The following is an 18324-nucleotide window of genomic DNA, read 5'->3' as shown; positions in this document are numbered from 1 at the left end:
CGAAAGCTCCGTGGTACTGTTCGGAAGTTGTCACATTGGTAAACTGAACTTTATGCAGCGAAAAGTCGCTCCGAAAGCCTCGTCAAAAGTGCCTCCTGCGGAGTCTGAGAGTGGCACGCAAATGCTCATCGAAGAACGTCGCCAGCATATCCTTTCGCTGGCACAGCAACATGGCCGGGTTCTCGTCGAGGATCTGTCGGAATCCCTGGGAATATCCCGGATAACAATCCGTAAGGATCTCGACTATCTTCAACGCAGAGGCGTGTTGCAGAGAACTCACGGTGGTGCCCTGCTTCCACAGTCGGGGACGCTCTTCGACCCGTCGCTCAAGGAGAAGGAAGGGCGTCACCTGCAGGAAAAGCAGCGGATAGCGGTCGCTGCCGTGAACCTTATCCAGGAGGGCCAGTGCGTTCTGCTCGACTCAGGGACGACTACTACGGCGATCGCCAGGACGCTGAAGAAGTTTTCCCATCTGACCATCATTACCAATGCGGTAAATATCGCCGCTGAGTTGAGCGGGACTGATTTCGAGGTGCTCCTCACCGGTGGCTCGCTACGCAAGAACTCTTTCTCCCTGGTCGGCCCGCTCGCAGAGGAGATGCTTCATGACATGCATGCCGACATCCTATTTCTAGGGGTTGACGGATTTGACCTTGAGGTGGGGCTTACGACGCCGAATGTAATGGAGTCGCGGGTTAATCGTGCGATGGTCAAAGCCGCCAAGACGATCGTTGCGGTTTGCGATTCCACTAAATTCAATCGCCGGAGCCTATCGAAGATCGTAGACGCAACTTCGATTCATCACGTCATTACCGACCACAATCTTCCGAATGAGACGGCGGACGCCCTCCGCAATCTCAACATCAAACTCACACTCGTTTAGGCCGAATCTGGGAACCGGGACAGCCGCTTATGTGGCAGGCTTCGCATTCAGGCTGATTTTACTTTTGATTTGCCTAATCGGCGGGCACGGCCTCAAGAGTAATGACCTCGAACGGGGCGAGATGAATCGAGAGTCTCTGATCTCTGCGCATCTCCGCGGGGAATTTCTGGTCCGGGTCTTTTTCGTCCTTCCACACACTGTGCACTTTGTAGTTCGCTGGATCTGACGGCTGGAGTTCAAAAAATTTGGATACATCTACGTTGAATTCCTGCGGGCGATTCGACGGATTTCTCAGCGTAATCAAACCCTCTCGCGGACTCCATGCCGCCCATCCGTAGATCTGCAGCTGGTCCGGATCACCGCCAATCCAGTGAACGTCTTTGAGAGTGTCGGCATGGGAACGGCTCCATCGAGCCGCCTCGGCAAGCGTGTCCCAATTTGTTGGCGATAAAAGCGAAGGCGTGATGTACATCTCCTGTAGCTGCGTGCCCGTGCCGAAGTAAGAGTGAACCTCGTCAGCGAAGTCGTTGTCTGGATCGGTGGTTAGATCCTTTGCCTGTTTGGCGTAGACAATGCCGTGGAGCATCAGCGAGTTGAGCGGAAAGAGCGGGCCTTGGCGAACAATGTTTTCGTAGGTCTGTGCATCGCGATACGTGATCCAACGCTGGCGAAGTGTACCTATCCCTGAGAAGTCGTGATCTTCTCCGCCGCGCCAGATAGAATCGGCGTAAAAAAGCCAGAACGGAGAGGCCGTCGTACCCGTCGTGAGATTGATAAAGATGGCTGGCTTCTCTTTACGGAGTCGTTCGATGAGATGGATGGCGGCATCGAAGTCACTGTCAAAGGCGCTTCCCGGAAAAACACTGTCCGCATTGCCAGTCCCGTCAAACTTAAACTGATTGACGTTGTACTGATCGATCATAGTGAGACAGGTGTCCTCAAACCTCTCAAAGTACTTTGGCCCGGAGAGCGCATAGCCATCGTGAAGAATCTCGTATCCATGTTCGCGACCGTACGCGATGCGCTGTTTTTTCTGATCGGAATAACCACCCCATGGCGAGAGCCAGACACCGATGCCGGCCTTGTATTGAGCTGCCGCTGCACCCGCCTTCGTGAACCCGTTCGGGAATCCTGAGTTAAAGCCCCACAGTGTAGTCGGATCGTCCCATCCATCATCGAAGAGGAAAGAATCAAGCTGAACGTGCCGCGCCATTGTCAACTGCTGGCCGAAGGCGTTGATCCGATCAAGTGCTCCGCTTTCGTCGAATCGGTTTTCATAGCCAAGATCAAACCAGGAGTTGTAATGCAAAAATGGTTGATAAGGCCGCGGACGCTCACTCTCTATATAGCTGAGAAAGGCACGACGGAGCTGGCCGGATCTCGAGGTCCCAATCACGGAGGAATATGTGATGCTTTGGCCAGCGCGAAGAGGTAGATCGCGAAAGAGAGAAGCCGTAACCTCTCGGTCTTGCACTGTGCTGACGGAGAGTGGATTTTCAAATCCGAAGAACATGTTTTTGCTAACCACCGGGGAGCCTTTGACCGTGCCTTCCACGTGCGCGGTCGGGTCGGCAAAGTGAAGCAACCGAACCTCCGTGATGGGCAGGTCCTGAGTGGTGGCGGTGATGCTGAGCAACTGTCGGGCATAAACTTGTCCCGGACGCACGATAACGCACCATTGAAGATGAGCGGGCAACCGTGGCGTAGCGAAGTTCCAGCAAGCGTTTGTTGAAGCCTCTCCAGCATCATGCGACATTCGCAGGGACTGATGCGGGTCCGTTGCCAGTATCGTGTCCGATGCTCGGGTCACCTGCATCTCCGTTGAACGAAGCACACGCTTGTCTTTCAACACAAGGATGAAGGATTCTGTCAGATCAATTGTTCTATTTGAAAAGCCATCATGGACGTGAAGACCGGCAAAATGATGGTTGACGACCCCGATGTCGAGAGACAGGTCACCGGCGTGCAGCATGGTGTTGTCTTTGGCAGAGAAGCTCTGCTCCTGAGCAAAGCCGAATAGACCATTGCAAAGCAGAATGGGAAACAATGAGCCTAACAGCTTGCGTCTAAATCGACAGGAGAGGAAGTTGAACATAGTGCGTTAGCCCCGAGTTCGGTGATTGAAGTGATTATTTTTTAGCATAAACGAAATATATAGAAATAATGATATGTTTCGTTTTATAGTCTCACTTATCGTATCTCTCCACGTGCCGGAGCCTGACAGGAGCTAAACGGCGACGAAAAGAGACTCTCGCATCGAAAAAGCAAACGCCTCAAGAATGAGGAAATGATGTCGGAACAGAACACACAGGACAAGTTTATCGCCATGGTATCGGCAACGGCCGATGTCACGCTTCCGCTCAGCGACTTTCATCCACGCTGTATGCTGACCACGCCACGCCACCAAGTGTTACTTCCACGCTTTCCGGTCATTGATTATCACAATCACCTTGATGCACAGGATCCAAAACATGTGCTGGATATCATGGATGCTTGCGGAATCGAGCACATCGTCAACATCACGATGAAGGTGGGAGAAGAGGCTATCCGCATGATAGATCGTTACCGAACGGCGGATGCTACACGCTTCTCGACCATTGGCTGGATGGATTGGACAGGCGTCGAGCGCGACGATTTTGTTAGCGTAAGCATCGACAGGCTTGAGCGTTTGGTAGAGCATGGAGCCATCGGATTCAAGTTCTGGAAGGATCTCGGCTTGTCCGTGCGTGATGCAAGCGGACAGCTCCTACACGTTGATGACGAACGTCTTGCTCCGATCTTTGACAAAGCCGGGCAGCTCGGCATTCCAGTGATGGTGCATATTGGAGACCCCGAGGCTTTTTTCCTTCCAATTGATGCGAACAACGAGCGCTATGAGGAGTTGGCTGCTCATCCCGACTGGAGCTTCTTTGGCGCCGAGTTCAGCAAACATGAGTTGCTCGACCAGCGGGATCGCGTCTTCAAGAGACATCCGGGGACAACTTTCGTCGCCGCTCACATTGCCGAGAACGGAGAAGATCTTCAGCGTGTATCTGCGATGCTGGATGCAAATCCAAATGTGCTGGTGGATATCAGTGCGAGAGCATCCGAACTAGGACGGCAACCCTACTCGGCGCGAAAGTTCTTTCTACGTTTTGCGGATCGGATTCTGTTCGGAGCCGATCTTGTTCCGGAAGTCGAGATGTATCGTCTCTATTATCGGTTCCTGGAGACGGCGGACGAATATTTCGAATACCCCACCCACGCATCTCGCCAGGGACGCTGGAACATCTATGGGATGGACTTGCCGGACGATGTTCTACGGAAGGTTTATCGAGACAATGCGCTGCGTTTGTTGCCAAATCTAAAGTGAAATTGGGAGCAGGAATGACCCCTGAGATACTGCTGGCGGGAGCAAATACGACCTATGATCTCTGGAGCTAGTTCCTCTTCCGCATCAGCCTCAAGTCAACGCAGCTATAACGCTTTGCTCTTGTGTGTAGCCGGACTCGGCGGCCTGCTCTATGGGGTGGACATCGGAATCATCGGGGGAGCGCTGCCCTATTTGGAGGCGACCTCAGGATTGAATGCCGGACAGCTCTCGGTGATTGTGGCGGCTGTCTTGCTCGGTAGCGTCATCTCGACCATCTTCGCCGGGCTGCTCGCGGACTGGATGGGCCGCAAACCGATGATGACCTTGAGCGGCCTCGTCTTTGTTGTGAGCATTCCCGTCATCGCGCTGTCCCATGGCTACGGTCCGCTATTTGTTGGACGACTGCTGCAGGGCATTAGCGGGGGATTTATCGGTGTGGTGGTACCGCTCTATCTTGCGGAATGCCTCGCTTCAACCAATCGCGGTAAAGGAACGGGCATATTTCAGTGGCTGCTTACGCTCGGTATCGTAGCCGCAGCATTGATCGGAATTTACTACAGCTATCGCGTTGAAGCTATGGCGCGTGCGTCCGATGCCGCGACGTTGTTTCAGGTCAAAGATCGTGCGTGGCGACACATCTTCTGGATCTCGCTGCCGCCCGGAGTCCTATTCGTTCTCGGTAGTATCTTCGTCACGGAGTCTCCGCGCCATCTATTTCGCGCTGGCCATCGTGAACGTGCTATGGCGGCACTCCTTCGCTCGCGAACACCGGCAATGGCGGAGCTCGAGTTCGGCGAGATGGAAGGGCGTTCGCTGAATGTCGGGATGCCGGATGGATCAGGTCAGAAGAACACGGAGAGCCTCTTTCGCAGAAAGTACCTCATTCCATTTCTACTTGCTTGCGTGATTCTCTTCTGTAACACAGCGACCGGCGTCAACTCGATCATCGGCTACAACACAAGCATTCTGCTACAAAGCGGCCTCTCCGATTTAGCAGCGCATTGGGGATATGTCATCTTTACTACCGTAAACTTCCTGATGACGATCGTAGGAATGACACTCGTCGATCGCAAGGGACGCAGGTTTTTGCTCATTTTGGGTAGCACGGGCCTGATGGCGACGCTGATCACAATCGGAACGCTATTTTGGAAAACGGAAAAATCCAATTTGGAGTGTCGCGGCGCTGTCCAATCTCTCGTAGGGCCGCAACAGGAGTTAATCCTTAAGTTCGATCAACCGGAAGCCGATCGTCTACTGACGGCCAGCGGTCACGAAGACACGACCTCGCTTGGTGCCCATGCATCGCTGGCGGTGATCTACTCCTACGGAGGCTTTACCGGGGCGACTACTTTCGTACGCTCAGACGACCCTGCGGCAGAACCCATCCGGATTACTCGGGCAAGCTCCATTCCTGCGACCAGGATCGAAGCCTTCTTCAAGAATCCTTTCTCTGATCTCGACGCTGCTCGGACCGCGCCTTTGACAATTGAACGAGCGCGAATCGGTCAAATTCCCGATCGGACTCACGGATACCTGGTGGCGCTCGCGCTGTTTGCGTTTATCGCTTTCTTTGCAGTAGGGCCCGGAGTCTGCGTCTGGCTTGCGCTTTCGGAGTTAATGCCAACGCGAATTCGCTCCATCGGAATGAGTGTCGCGCTAGTGATCAATCAGCTCGTATCGACCACACTGGCGGTTCTGTTTCTCCCTGTCGTAAGTAAATACGGCTACTCGACTATGTTCTTTCTGTTTGCCGGGTTCACAGTGATCTACTTCATCACCGCAACCTTCTTCCTGCCGGAGACCAAAGGAAAGACCCTGGAGCAGATTGAGCAGCACTTCGAAGCCTTGGGAAGCTAACCGTGCCGCTCCTCATGAAGCGGCTGCTCACCTAGCAGCGGCGCATTTTTTAAGAACTGCTTCGTTTGTGATCGAGTGGACCCGATTGCAAGTCCGGACAGGTTAAGCCCTGCACCCAACCAACAGTAAATTCAACAATATTACGTTAGATTTCTTTTAATCTTGACATCGCTGTCATATCTGTTACTGTTCCTCTCTATAAACCATAAATCGTAATAAAACGGAATATAAGAGAATGCCGACAGCGGTAGCAATCAGGCCAATGTATCTCAGGTAATGGAGTAACTAAACGGAGGAACTGTCCAATGAAAGCCGAATTCGCGCAACGGATTGCTAGTGGCGCCCGCCAACTCCGTCTATGCCGGCAACTGTGGCAATCGCTTTGCCTCGTCACGCTTGCCCTTCTTCTGCTTTGTTCGCCGCTGCTCGGTCAGGGAACGGAAGGTGCTATTACCGGAACCGTTACCACGCAGGATGGAGCCGTTTTGCCCAATGCTCAGGTGACTGTTACGAACGACGGCACCAACATCAGCCGAAGTGTAACCACAAACTCGAAGGGCGATTACGTTGTTGCAGGTTTGAACCCCGGCACCTACACCGTCAAGGTTGAAACTCCCGGCTTTGCCGCGGTCATAGATACAGGAGTGGTTCTCGCTTCCCAGCAAACTCTGCGCACTGACGTGACCATGAAGGTTGGAAGCACCAATTCGACAGTTACGGTCACTGCGGGAGACTCGGTCATCGAGACGGAGATGCCTTCGATTTCAAGTACCGTATCGGCTCAGACTCTGACTAATTCTTCGTCAAATCTGTTGAGCACGTCGGACTCGACAGGCGACAGCGGCTTGCTCTTCTATACCTCACTGTTACCTGGCGGGTCCCAGGCTGGGGGCTCCTTTGACTGGTCGATGTATGGATCGCGCGGCAGCGAGGCTTATTACAACGTCGATGGAATCAGTTCAAATTCGGCTCTCTACGGGAATATGGTCGGTCCGTCGCTTCCTCCGTTCGGAATGATCCAGGAGGTTGAGTACACTGCGGTCAACAATAAAGCCGAACTCGGACAACTGCTCAACGTGAGCGTCATCACAAAATCCGGCACAAATGCAATCCATGGAGATGTATTCGAGAACTACGCGAGTAACGCCTTTCAGGCGAGGAATTATTTTGCGAACAGCGTAGGCGGCCTTGTCCAGAACGATTTCGGCGCCAACATCGGCGGACCAATCATCAAGAACAAGCTATTTCTCTTCGCCTCGAGCGAATTCCTAAGAGAGGCGCAGCCGATATCGATCAACCCTAGCGTGCCCACTCTCGCAATGCGCGGCGGCGACTTTAGTGCGCTGCTCCAGGGACCGAATCCGATTGTCATCAACAACCCGTACACTGGAACTCCGTTTCAGAACAATACGATTCCCAAGCCTATGCTCAACGCAGGGGCGCTGACCTGGCAAAATACGTTCTATCCTTCGCCAAACTTCGGATCGCCAACGAGCTACATCGCTAACTTCAGAGGAACATATCCTCAGCATATCTATACCAATCGCTACTATCTAAGGGGCGACTATGCGTTCTCGCCGCACAACACAATCTTTGCCCGTGTCGGATACATCAGGTCTTCTCCAGAAGTCCTCGATAGTGGCCTTCCGCCTTCACTGACGGGATACCGCGTCCAAAAGCGACATACTTGGCAAGGGGTGTTGTCCGATACCTGGATACTCACTCCCCACATGATCAATGTCGCCAAGTTTGGCCTGACGCACACAGCGAATGATTTCGGCGGAGAAATTGCGGGACAGCCGCTAGTAGACTCCCTGGGAATTACAGGTCTCCAGGTCGCACCCGATGACAAAACAGGTATCCCCTCTGTCTCCCTGAACAATTTCACGTCGCCCTACCAATTGCCAGACAGTCAGCCCACAGAGCAGACCGTTCAATTCGTGGATCAGGTGACATACGAGCGCGGCGCACATACGTTCAAGGCGGGAGCAGAGTACAGGCCCATGCAAGCTGAGCAGTACTTCAATCCGACCTTCGGAAGCTATAGCTTCACCGGGTCTTTTTCGAACTTCGATTACGCAGACTTTCTTCTTGGTCTGCCCCAAACGACTGGATATACCTATCCGCGCACGCCCCAGTACTCACGGCTATGGGATCTCAATGCCTTCGTTCAGGACGATTGGAAGATCAAGCGAAATCTGACGCTGTTTCTCGGGGTGCGTTATGAGTACAACAGCCCGGCAGTTGACAAGTACAACGTAATCGCATCATTCGATCCCAAGACCGGAGCTATCGTCGTTCCCAATCTCACCATCGCACAGCAAAACATCAATCCAGTCTTTCCGTCTGAAATTCCTATCGAAACTGCCCAGACCGCTGGCTTCCCTGATCGCAGCATGAGGAACTCGTTCAAGCTGGCCGCCTATCCAAGGTTTGGCTTTGCCTATCGGCCATTCAAGGATGAGAACACCGTGATCCGTGGCGGGTACGGAATCTTCAATGATGAGATCAGCGCGGCCCTGTTCTCGTATCTCTACGGAGGACCCTATGGAGTCACCGTTGGCTACACCAACGGTCTCGTGAACGGCGCTCCACTTGTCGACTTTCAGCATCCAATCAACAGCGCGGCGGGGGGCATTGGAGCAGGGGCTGTCAGCATTCAGACCTTCGACCATAACTACCGCAATCCTTACGTACAGCAGTTCAATCTCACGCTTGAACAGAACCTCGGCTTCGCTACCAGCCTCCGCTTGTCGTACATCGGCACGCGAGCTGTAAAACTGACCTATGCCACCAACGTCAACCAGGTCCCTGCGAGCACGACGCCATTCTCGCAAAGTGCGACTCCTTATCCTCTCTTCTACTCTGTCTATCTCTTCCGAAACGGCGGATACGAAAACTACAACGCGTTGTCGGCTGAGGTAAACCGCACTTTCCGCCATGGTCTCAGCTACGAGGCTGGATTCACCTGGGCGAAAAATCTCACCGACGATGACGACACTCTGGCAAATGGCATTGAGGGCGGCGTCACGGCTGAGAATAGTTACAACCTCTCGCGTCAAAAAGGAAATGCAAAGTTCACACCCCGGGTAAGCTTCGTATCCAACGTGATATGGGAACTCCCCTTCGGTAGAGGCGAGCGTCTGTTGAACGCAGATAACTTCGCGTCGCGCTTTATTGGCGGCTGGCGATTAAGCGCAGCGTACTTGTCTCAAAGCGGCGATTTCCTCTCTCCCGGCTTTAGCGGGCCAGATCCTTCAAACACCAATCAGTTCGCCGGCGCGGCTCAGCGTGTGGGTGGATCTCTCGCTCCTCAAAGTAAACGATCGATCACCAATTGGTTCAATGCGACGGCTTTCGCAGTCCCTCAAAATGGAACGTTCGGTAGCGGATCGTTCGGTACTGTCGAGGGTCCCAACATGAACGCGCTCAATGCTGCGCTGTTCAAGAGCTTCCCGGTGTTCAGGGAGACTAGCTTCGAGTTGAGAGGAAGCTTCACAAACGTACTCAATCACACAAACTTCGGAGATCCAAACGTCACCATCACTGATAACAGCGTCGGACAGATCACCAGCACAACGGCCAAGAGCTTCGGTGGTCCCAGGTCCGGGCTGGTCAGCGGCAGATTCGTCTTCTAGAGTGGGAGTGTCCGGTTAGCTATCGTCGAACCCACAACCTGCTCGGACGAGAAAGCCTGGGATGTTGGTGAGCACAGGCAGCACAGGATCGATCGTGGCTCACATCACGCACTCGTGTCTCCGGTGGAGACACAAGCACTTGTGCCTAAGTCCAATCAAACTCCAGTCTCTGTGCATGCGCTACCTGACAGGTGAGTTGGGATCGTCGGCTGCCCAGCTCTTCGTCATGTCGCCGGGAGAAAAAACATCGCATGCGAGTGCCAGACCTTATCCCGGTCGTTCAAGGACTGCTGCTTCGACATCATGTAAGCCATCGCGCCAGACTCCAGCGCGGCCAGCTCCTTCCTATTCAGTGCCGTCGCGATTGCCTGCGCGATTTCAGCCTTCGATTTTCCTGCCAGTACAAGCCTGGTCTTCATCAGGTAGATCGGCGCAAAGCTCCTCGCGGCTTGAGCATTGAGCAATGGGGGGCGCGCATCTTCGGATTCCAGAACTTCGCCTGATCTGTGCTCTGCCCCCACGACCTTTCCACGATGCAGAGAAAGCCATTCGCGCCCTTCACCGCGATCTTGTATCCTGCGTGTCCCAGCACCATCACTTCGGCTCCATCGGAAATGGAACCGGGTGCAGCACTGCGAGCCAGCGCGATCTCGGATTTCTCGTCAGATATCAGGTATTGATCGAAGGAGCCACCGCCGGATAGCGGCCTTTCCGGCCTGTGCAACTGCCTGCCGACCTGCGTCAGGTAAGACGATCTGCAGAGCAGATGCCAAAGCAATGACCCTGACTTGATTATTCCGCATCCGATCCTCCCAATCCGCACTTTTCGCGCCAGTGAACATCGACCCCGAGATCGATTCGCAGATTGTAGATTGGACAAAAAATGGGCGGCGTCAAGCCGACTGGCGCAGTTCATGATTCAATCATTCCGACCGGTCAGAACCAGACTGCCTGGATCATGCGCACAGGACCGAAGACCTTTAGTATTCGAGCTTCATAGAAAACTGAATCTGACGGGAGTTGCCATTCGTTCGATTGATCTGGCCAAAGCCCGACCCAAGGATTGTGTTCGACGGAAGCCCCATGTTCACGATGTTGAACATGTTGAAAAACTCAGCCCTGAACTGCAAGTTGGTGAGTTCAGCTCCAGATCGTCTTCTTCCGATCGGCGTGTCTTTGACCAAAGAAAAGTCATAGTCGTAATAAGCCGGTCCTCGAAAGGTATTCCGTCCGAGAGCTCCAAAGCGCCCTTGATTAGGGCCCGTTCCTCCCGGAACGTTAATTGGGATTGAGAAAAACGAAGCGTTGTCGCTTCCGCGCCCGAAGTAGTCCTCTCTCTTGGACCTCGCAGTGGATAGCGATGGCTTTGCGATCTGATCGGGCCTGTCCGCATTGGCCGACCCTGCACCCGTTTGCTGAATTCCCGTATAAACGGTAAAAGGTGTACGGCCAGACAACGATGAAATACTGATCAACTGCCAGCCGCGAGTAAGTTTACTGCTCACGTGATTCAACGGGTGGATCGCATAAACCGGAAGAGACTGCGTGAGACTCAATGAGAATGAATTCCTTGTGTCGAATACTGACGGACCGCGTTCCGGATGAGTATCGAAAGGATTCTGTGGCGCTGCCTGCGCGATTGCTCCCACAGTACTGGTGGCAGAGGTCCCGCCTACACTGCTGGCATCGTCAATCGACTTCGACCAGGTATAGTTTGCCTGGAAGCCAGGTCCGCCATGCGGACTTTGACCTTGACCGGAGACCTGTAGAGCGTTGTACGAGGAGTGCGAAGTCGCCGTCATCTCGCTTTCGGTCCCGAACCCGCCGACAGCCTGGCCGGCGGCGTTGAAGTGCGTATATGGAGCAAAATCTGCTGTCGCGCCAGGATAGGCGTTGGGAAATGCGACGCGCGGAAGCTTATAAGCGGTTGTGCCGACATAAGCGGCAGAGAGCGTCACTTGTCCTATGGACTGTTCCAGGCCAAGGGACCACGTGCCGAGACCCGCGTTCCCAAAGTTCCTGCTGATCGCTCCTACGTTGAGCGGAGTTGTTTCTCCTTCGGAAGCATCTGCAATTCCTTGCTCCAGACGATCGATATCAACTTCCGTGTTGGCGGGGACATCGTTGGGCCGTCGATTGGCAAAGATGTCGGTACCGTCCGGCGTATAGACGCGGGGTAACTGCGCTGGAGTGAACTGAAATCCGTAGGGGACAAATGCCGTCGGTCCAGCCGTCACTCGAGGGTAGAACACGAACGGCAGATTGCCCGTTAGCATGTTATCTTGCCAGATATTGGGCGGAATCGTGGTCAAAGCTGCACCGGCATGGAGTACCAGGGTCGGGCGTAAGCGATAGTCAGCTTGCAGACGTGGCCCCCAATTATTCATTCGCGTACGGTACCTGGGTTCAGGATTAATCAAGAAAACTTGACCACCGCCGGGAGAGGGGAAAAATCCGGAAGTACGATGGGCCCGATCCGATATCGGTGTGTAGAGTTCGAGACGCATTCCATAGCCGATCGTGAGGCGGCTTGTGGCTTTCCAGGTGTCTTGCGCGTAGGCTGCGATTGCCGTCCGGTTTATCGCAGTGGGGCCTATATTTTTGCCGTTCGAGAAATAGCTGGGTGCAACAGCTCGTGTATACGCAAACGCGCTACCGGTAAGGAACGCTGATAAGGTATCGGGCAAAGGATCTCCAACATTGATAGTGTGAGAACCGCTTGCAGATGTGATTTCAACTGCGGAGTACGCTGTTCCTCCGCCAAAGTCGTATTCTCCGTTAGGGCTGGATCCGTAATAACCGGAGTCACGGTTCAGTCGAATCTCCGCACCAAGCTTGACAGTATGGGCGTTGCGCGAGAACGTTACATTCTCTCGAGCCTGGAATAAGTTTCCGTAATCTCTGGAAACGGAACCGCCTGGGGCATTGAACGGCTCGAAGAGAGCGTCGTTGAATTTGACGGCTGGGTCAGTTGTATTGGTAGTTGGAAAAGAGGGGGTCGTTCGAATAGCACTCAGCGATGATTCGAACGTGAGACTCGGCGATGCAGTGTGTATCCATGTCAACACGCCATTACGCTGGTGATCGACATATTCCACACCGAAGCTCGGATCTATAACCGTTTGATCTGGATTCGTCGTTGGGCCGCTGAGATTGTCGAGAGAGAATCGCGCCATCCAGTGGTCCTTGGCGCCGCTCTGAAAATCAAGCCTGCCGGAAAACTGATCTGCGTCCGTATTCACTTTGGATGAAGTTGCGTACGTGTTCGCGCCAAATGTTCCGGCTGGATAATTAGGCAGCGGATATCGCGCCAGTATCTGGCTGATCGAGGAGTTCACCGGAACAAGGAGCGTGTCGCCTGGGAATGCCGTCGTATCCATGCCCGATCGCTGTTCTGCGGTTGGAACAGAAAGAACCTGGGTCGTTCCTAATACCTGGCGGAAGCCTTGGTACTCGATGAAATAGAAGATCTGCTTGCTGTTGCCGAGCCAACGAGAAATCGGAACAGGACCTCCATTTGTAAATCCAAACTCATTTCTTCTGAAAGGTGGAATGCGTCCCGGACTTACCGGGGAAGGATGATCGAAGTAGTTGCGGGCATCGAGAGCGGAGTTTCGCAGAAACTCGAAAAACGATCCATGCAGGTCGCTTGTTCCAGGTCGAGTCAAAATATCGGTATAGCCAGATGCGCCACGACCTATTTCGGCCGGCATCACCCCGGACGACGATTTCAGGTCAAGTATTGCGTCAACATTGAAATTAGTGAACGTCCCGCCACCCATTTCCGGGTCACTGATGTCCGCCCCATCGAGAGAGAAAGTTGCCTCCACACCTCGCTGGCCGTTGATCGCGAACTGCTGGGTGAAGTTTGAGGCTCCATTGGTGTCGCTGGACGTTCCCGCAGCGAGTAGCAGAATTTGGCTAAAGTCCCTTTTGTTGAGCGGGATTTCACTCACTCCCTTATTCGTGAGTTGATCGGTGTCAACTACTCTTCCGATCTGCGTGTTGGCCATCTCCACCGAGCCGTCGCGGCCCAGCTTGAGCGTTACGCCTTCAACCGCTGATGGGATAGAGACTTGGGTCGCGCTGCGGTAGAAGTTCCGAGCGACACGCACAGTCACTGAGTAGAGGCCGGCATTTAGGTTTTGGAACGAAAAAGCCCCTTCTGTATTTACAGCTGCGGAATAGTGATTCGTGCCCGAGTCGAGCAGCACCGTTCCCTCGTTTGTGGGCAGGAGCCCGTCAGAGCGAAGCACGCCGTTCCAATTTGAGGTTGGCGCCTGCGCCCAAACGGCCGACGAGAGAGCGTTATTAAAAGGAAAAAGCATTCTCAAAACGACACAAAGCGAGAAAAGGATGCCGATTCTGTATGAGCTGCTGTTGGCCGACATGGGGAATCTCGTGACCACTTTCGTTCCGCGGAATCAGAAAGGATGACTCTATTCACTACGGCACAACGTCATAAGAGCTAACGGGTAGGGACCAATTCGTTGCTGGATAGATACCATCTTTTGAAGGACTTACCGTAGGTAGCCACGTGATTAAAAAGGAATGTATGATACCCCCAAATCCTAGTTGTCAATATGGAATAATGAGGGGTTGATGTTGGTCCCCGGCTCTATGCCGTCGCCGGTGGGCTCTGCGTCCCTGCTTTTGCGCAGCAACGCGTCGAGGTGGACGCAGCGCCGGTCGCCAAACCCGAAAAGCAGGAAGAGAATCAGCAGAACTCACGATGCCATTGTTGCCACAATCCGAAAAAGAGGCTGGACACAGTTTTCCGCCAGATGCCAGTGCTGTCCGCGATCAGCTGAAACGGCTCCTTGCGCACCCGCTATTCGCAAACAGCAAGCGCTATCCCGTGTTTCTGGCTTACACGGTCGAGCAAACGCTGCTTGGCAATGCGGGCGAATTAAAGGAACGGACGATAGGTGTGGAGGCCTTTGGACGTGAGCCAAACTACGATGTAAACCTTGATCCAGTAGTCCGTACGACAGCGGCCGAAGTTCGGAAGAGGTTGATCCAGTACTACTACAACACGGATCATTTCGGAGAGCTGATAGTCGAACTTTCGGTTGGCTCATACGTTCCCTCGTTCCGGGATCCAACGGTCTCCGTGAACCTCGAATCCGGATCGTTGGTCTCGCAGAGGAACGGGGCGACACCTCAGGACTCTCCCACAACCGAGTCTAAATCTGCCGAGGCAGCCCTACCTCCTCCAGTCCTGACCAGGCATCGATGGATATCTATCGCAACATTATTGTTGTTGGCTCTTTTCGCAGGATTCGGAATAGGCCGCATCCAAATCCCTCGGAAGACGTCGAACCTGGAACGCTTTTGGGAACCGGTGACAGCGGCTTCGAGCAAGGTCACATACTGCCTAGGGCAACCGATAGATGCGGTCGATCGAGAGCGCACAACGCCAAACGGAATGCCCCTCTATGGCCGGCTTGATGTCTCGGACGTGATCACGTTGGCGCGGTCCATTGTTCCTCTCGTCCCAAAGGGCGGCGATTTTCGCGTTGTTTCCGATTCAGAAATCGGCTATACGCAGCTACGCGAAGGCCCCGTCGTGCTCATTGGTGCCTTCGATAACGTTTGGACCATGCGGATTACCCAGGATCTACCCTTCGGATTCGAGTACGATTCGCAAGTGCGAAGGCTAGTAGACCGCAAGAGTCCCGAGAAGAGGTTTTGGACCCTCCAATGGCAGGTGCCTTACACAAAGTTGGCCAAGGACTATGCCATCATCGCCAGGATCCATGACAGCGTAACCGGCCAGCCAGTCATTATCATTGCGGGGATTCTAGGGGAAGGCACCGAAGCTGCCAGCGAGGTAGTCTTTAAGCCTGCGTATCTCGATGAGATGTTGAAGAAGGCGCCTAAGAACTGGGACCAACTCAATCTGGAAGCTGTGATCGAAACAAATGTCATCGAAGGCCACGCAGGCCCTCCCACGGTGCTCGCTGTCGAGACCTGGCGGTAGGTCACTAGCCTCTTCATCGACAGCGCTATGGCTCCATGGTCGGCTGCGACCGATCCCTCGAGGCGTGTCTCACTAACTTTGCCGTATGATACGTGCCCTGTGACGGTCCACCCCTCTAACGATAACTTCAAGATAAATACATGGTTATTGGGATAGAACTGTGCTCGTACCCGTTGGAGCTTTTACCTCACCTCATTCCACTAGATACTGTAATCGTAGTCGCCCTTTCGCACCGCCGCGAAGTCTTCTGGCCTTGATTCTCGCCATCGCAGCATCGCCGGGGCGACCTGGAGACACGATGCAGAAGTGCAACTCGCAACTTCCCCTTTTGATTGTTACGGCAGCCATCATTGGAGTCGCCAGCGCGTCGGCTCAGGAAACGAACCGGCCCTGGATGGATTCCCAACGGTCTCCTGGGGAGCGCTCAGAGCTGGTTCTGAAAGAACTTACTCTTGATGAAAAGTTGGCGCTGGTGCATGGCAACGGTATGTCAGGCGAGTCGCAGTGGAGGATGCCTCTAACCCCTCTCACCAATGGCGGCGCTGGTTACACTCAAGGTGTCGAGCGCCTGGGTATTCCTCCCCTGATCATCTCGGATGCCGGCTACGGCGTGAGAGCCAGCGGCGCAAATGGAAGATACTCGACGGCGATGCCTTCCAATCTGGGTGCATCTTCGAGCTGGGATCCAGAGTCCGCTTGCCAATTCGGCGAAGTGATCGGCGGCGAACTCCGTGCTCAAGGTTTCGATGTGACTCTGGGAGGCGGCGTGAATCTCACCCGCGAACCCCGAAACGGGCGGACCTTCGAGTACGCGGGTGAAGATCCGCTTCTGGCCGGCACTCTTGTTGGAAACATGATGAAGTGTGAGCAGGGTCAACACGTCATCGGTGATATCAAGCACTACGCCGTCAACGACCAGGAGACAGGACGGTTCGTTGTGAATTCTGTCATCTCGAAACGTGCGATGCAGGAGTCCGATCTATTGGCCTTTCACATTGCGATCTCTATCGCCAATCCCGGCGCCGTGATGTGCTCTTATAACCGAATCAATGGAGACTTCGGTTGTGAAAATTCCTACACGCTGCAGGATGTTCTCAAGACGAATTGGGGATTCAAAGGCTTCGTGATCTCGGATTGGGGCGGCACGCACAGTACGGAGAAGGCCTCCTCTGCCGGACTCGATCAAGAGCAGCCTATGGCCGACTATTTCGGGCTGAAGTTAAAAGAGGCGGTAGACGCAGGCAGAGTACCTCTGTCCGAGATCGATGACCATGCTCGCAGGGTCTTGTACGCGGAGTTTTTAGCTGGAATCGTCGATGATCCTCCGCATAAGGGTGTGGTAAACGTAGAAAAAGGGCTTGAGGTTGCGCAGCGTATCGAAGAAAAGAGCATAGTTCTCCTAAAGAACAACCAGGCCGTGCTCCCAATCATTCCGTCCAAGGTCCACAGCATCGCAATCATCGGCGGCCATGCGGATGTCGGAATGATCTCCGGTGGTGGTTCTGCACAAGTTGACCCGCCGGGCGGCAATGCCATCATGCCCCCTGGTAAAGGCGCAACGCATTGGCAGGATCACATCTGGTTTCCGACTTCCCCCTTACAGGCGCTGCGAGCGAAATTGCCGAACACGAAAATTGACTTTGATCCGGGGACGGATCTGCAGTCAGCGGCATCTTTAGCAAAGACCGCGGATGTGGCGATTGTCTTCGCCTATCAGTGGGAGTCCGAAGGTATGGACCTGCCGAATCTTTCGCTTCCGGACAACCAGGATGCGCTGATCGAGCAAGTAGCGGCAGTCAATCCGCGTACGATCGTTGTTCTTGAAACAGGAACTGCCGTTACTATGCCCTGGCTCGACAAGGTGGCCGGGGTTGTTGAGGTTTGGTATGCGGGCAGCGCCGGGCACAAGGCGTTAGCAAACATCATTCTCGGGGACGTCAATCCGTCTGGCAAGCTGGCGATGACCTTCCCAAAGAGAGAGGCGGACCTTCCTCGCCCTTCGATCGCGCCCCTTCCTCCGAATGACGAAGGACAAGGACATTATGCTGTAAACTCCGAAACGCGCGTCTCCAGCTATGCGGTCCACTACGATGAAGGTTCCGAAGTCGGCTACAAGTGGTACGAAGCCCAGCATAAGCAACCGTTGTTTCCGTTCGGTTTTGGCCTTTCCTATACGTCCTACGCGTATTCTGGCCTAAGCGTCGATTCATCCGCGAAAACAGTCCGCTTTACAGTCAAAAACATGGGCAAAAAAACAGGGACTGAGATTGCGGAAGTCTACGCCACTCTTCCCAAAGAAGCTGATGAATCGTTCAAACGCCTGGTCGGTTGGAAGCGTGTCACTCTGGCGCCTGGCGAGTCACAGGATGTCACCGTTGCCATCGATCCACAGGAACTGCAGACCTTCGACGAATCGAAGGACACATGGATGCTTACTAATGGCGAATACGGCATCCTGGTTGGACCGTCTTCAGAGAGCACCCCTTTGAGGGCGAGCCTTCGGATCCATTGAGATTGATCCCTCGTCGAACCCACCCCGCGATGAACCTATGAGAACCGCAATGTATTGATTCCGCTCTTTGACGCTCGCGTGCGCTGCGCTGTCACTGGC

Annotated in this window: 10 protein-coding genes; 7 read left to right on the top strand and 3 right to left on the bottom strand. The window is 54.0% G+C overall.

All coding sequences use genetic code 11. From position 1 onward, the window contains the following. Positions 1-121 precede the first annotated feature (121 nt). Positions 122-883 (top strand): transcriptional repressor AgaR, encoded by a 762-nt coding sequence (gene agaR, locus RBB81_RS03135; protein ID WP_179586747.1) that lies wholly within the window; start codon positions 122-124, stop codon positions 881-883. 73 nt (positions 884-956) lie between these two features. Here agaR and RBB81_RS03130 read toward each other — a convergent pair whose 3' ends face one another. Further along, the gene (locus RBB81_RS03130; protein ID WP_353072690.1) at positions 957-2930 is read right to left on the bottom strand and encodes an enterotoxin; all 1974 of its coding nucleotides are present in this window, start codon (positions 2928-2930) and stop codon (positions 957-959) included. Between the two features lie 240 nt (positions 2931-3170). On the opposite strand from RBB81_RS03130, the gene RBB81_RS03125 reads away from it, so the two are divergent. From RBB81_RS03125 to RBB81_RS03115, 3 genes are all read left to right on the top strand, one after another. Then, positions 3171-4235: an amidohydrolase family protein gene (locus RBB81_RS03125; protein WP_353072689.1), complete on the top strand. Its 1065-nt coding sequence runs from the start codon at positions 3171-3173 to the stop codon at positions 4233-4235. Positions 4236-4289: 54 nt separating this feature from the next. Next, positions 4290-6092, top strand: coding sequence for an MFS transporter (locus RBB81_RS03120; RefSeq protein WP_353072688.1), 1803 nt, complete (start codon positions 4290-4292; stop codon positions 6090-6092). A gap of 305 nt (positions 6093-6397) precedes the next feature. Beyond that, a complete protein-coding gene (locus RBB81_RS03115) occupies positions 6398-9730 on the top strand; it encodes a TonB-dependent receptor (protein WP_353072687.1) in 3333 nt (1110 codons plus the stop codon). Between the two features lie 224 nt (positions 9731-9954). Here the strand turns inward: RBB81_RS03115 and RBB81_RS03110 are convergent, their stop codons facing one another. Then, positions 9955-10149 (bottom strand): hypothetical protein, encoded by a 195-nt coding sequence (locus tag RBB81_RS03110; RefSeq protein ID WP_353072686.1) that lies wholly within the window; start codon positions 10147-10149, stop codon positions 9955-9957. Between the two features lie 561 nt (positions 10150-10710). Beyond that, entirely contained in the window at positions 10711-13512 is a 2802-nt protein-coding gene (locus RBB81_RS03105) for a hypothetical protein (RefSeq protein WP_353072685.1), read from the bottom strand. A gap of 135 nt (positions 13513-13647) precedes the next feature. Here RBB81_RS03105 and RBB81_RS03100 point away from each other — a divergent pair, with 135 nt between their 5' ends. From RBB81_RS03100 to RBB81_RS03090, 3 genes are all read left to right on the top strand, one after another. Continuing rightward, positions 13648-13794: a hypothetical protein gene (locus RBB81_RS03100; protein ID WP_353072684.1), complete on the top strand. Its 147-nt coding sequence runs from the start codon at positions 13648-13650 to the stop codon at positions 13792-13794. Between the two features lie 1406 nt (positions 13795-15200). After that, positions 15201-15713 carry a hypothetical protein gene (locus RBB81_RS03095; protein ID WP_353072683.1) on the top strand — a complete coding sequence of 171 codons (513 nt, stop codon included), beginning with the start codon at positions 15201-15203 and terminating at the stop codon, positions 15711-15713. 298 nt (positions 15714-16011) lie between these two features. Then, a complete protein-coding gene (locus tag RBB81_RS03090) occupies positions 16012-18225 on the top strand; it encodes a glycoside hydrolase family 3 C-terminal domain-containing protein (protein WP_353072682.1) in 2214 nt (737 codons plus the stop codon). Positions 18226-18324 lie beyond the last annotated feature (99 nt).

Source organism: Tunturibacter gelidoferens, from assembly GCF_040358255.1.
Taxonomy (GTDB): domain Bacteria; phylum Acidobacteriota; class Terriglobia; order Terriglobales; family Acidobacteriaceae; genus Edaphobacter; species Edaphobacter gelidiferens.
This window is presented reverse-complemented; position numbering and strand designations above follow the sequence as displayed.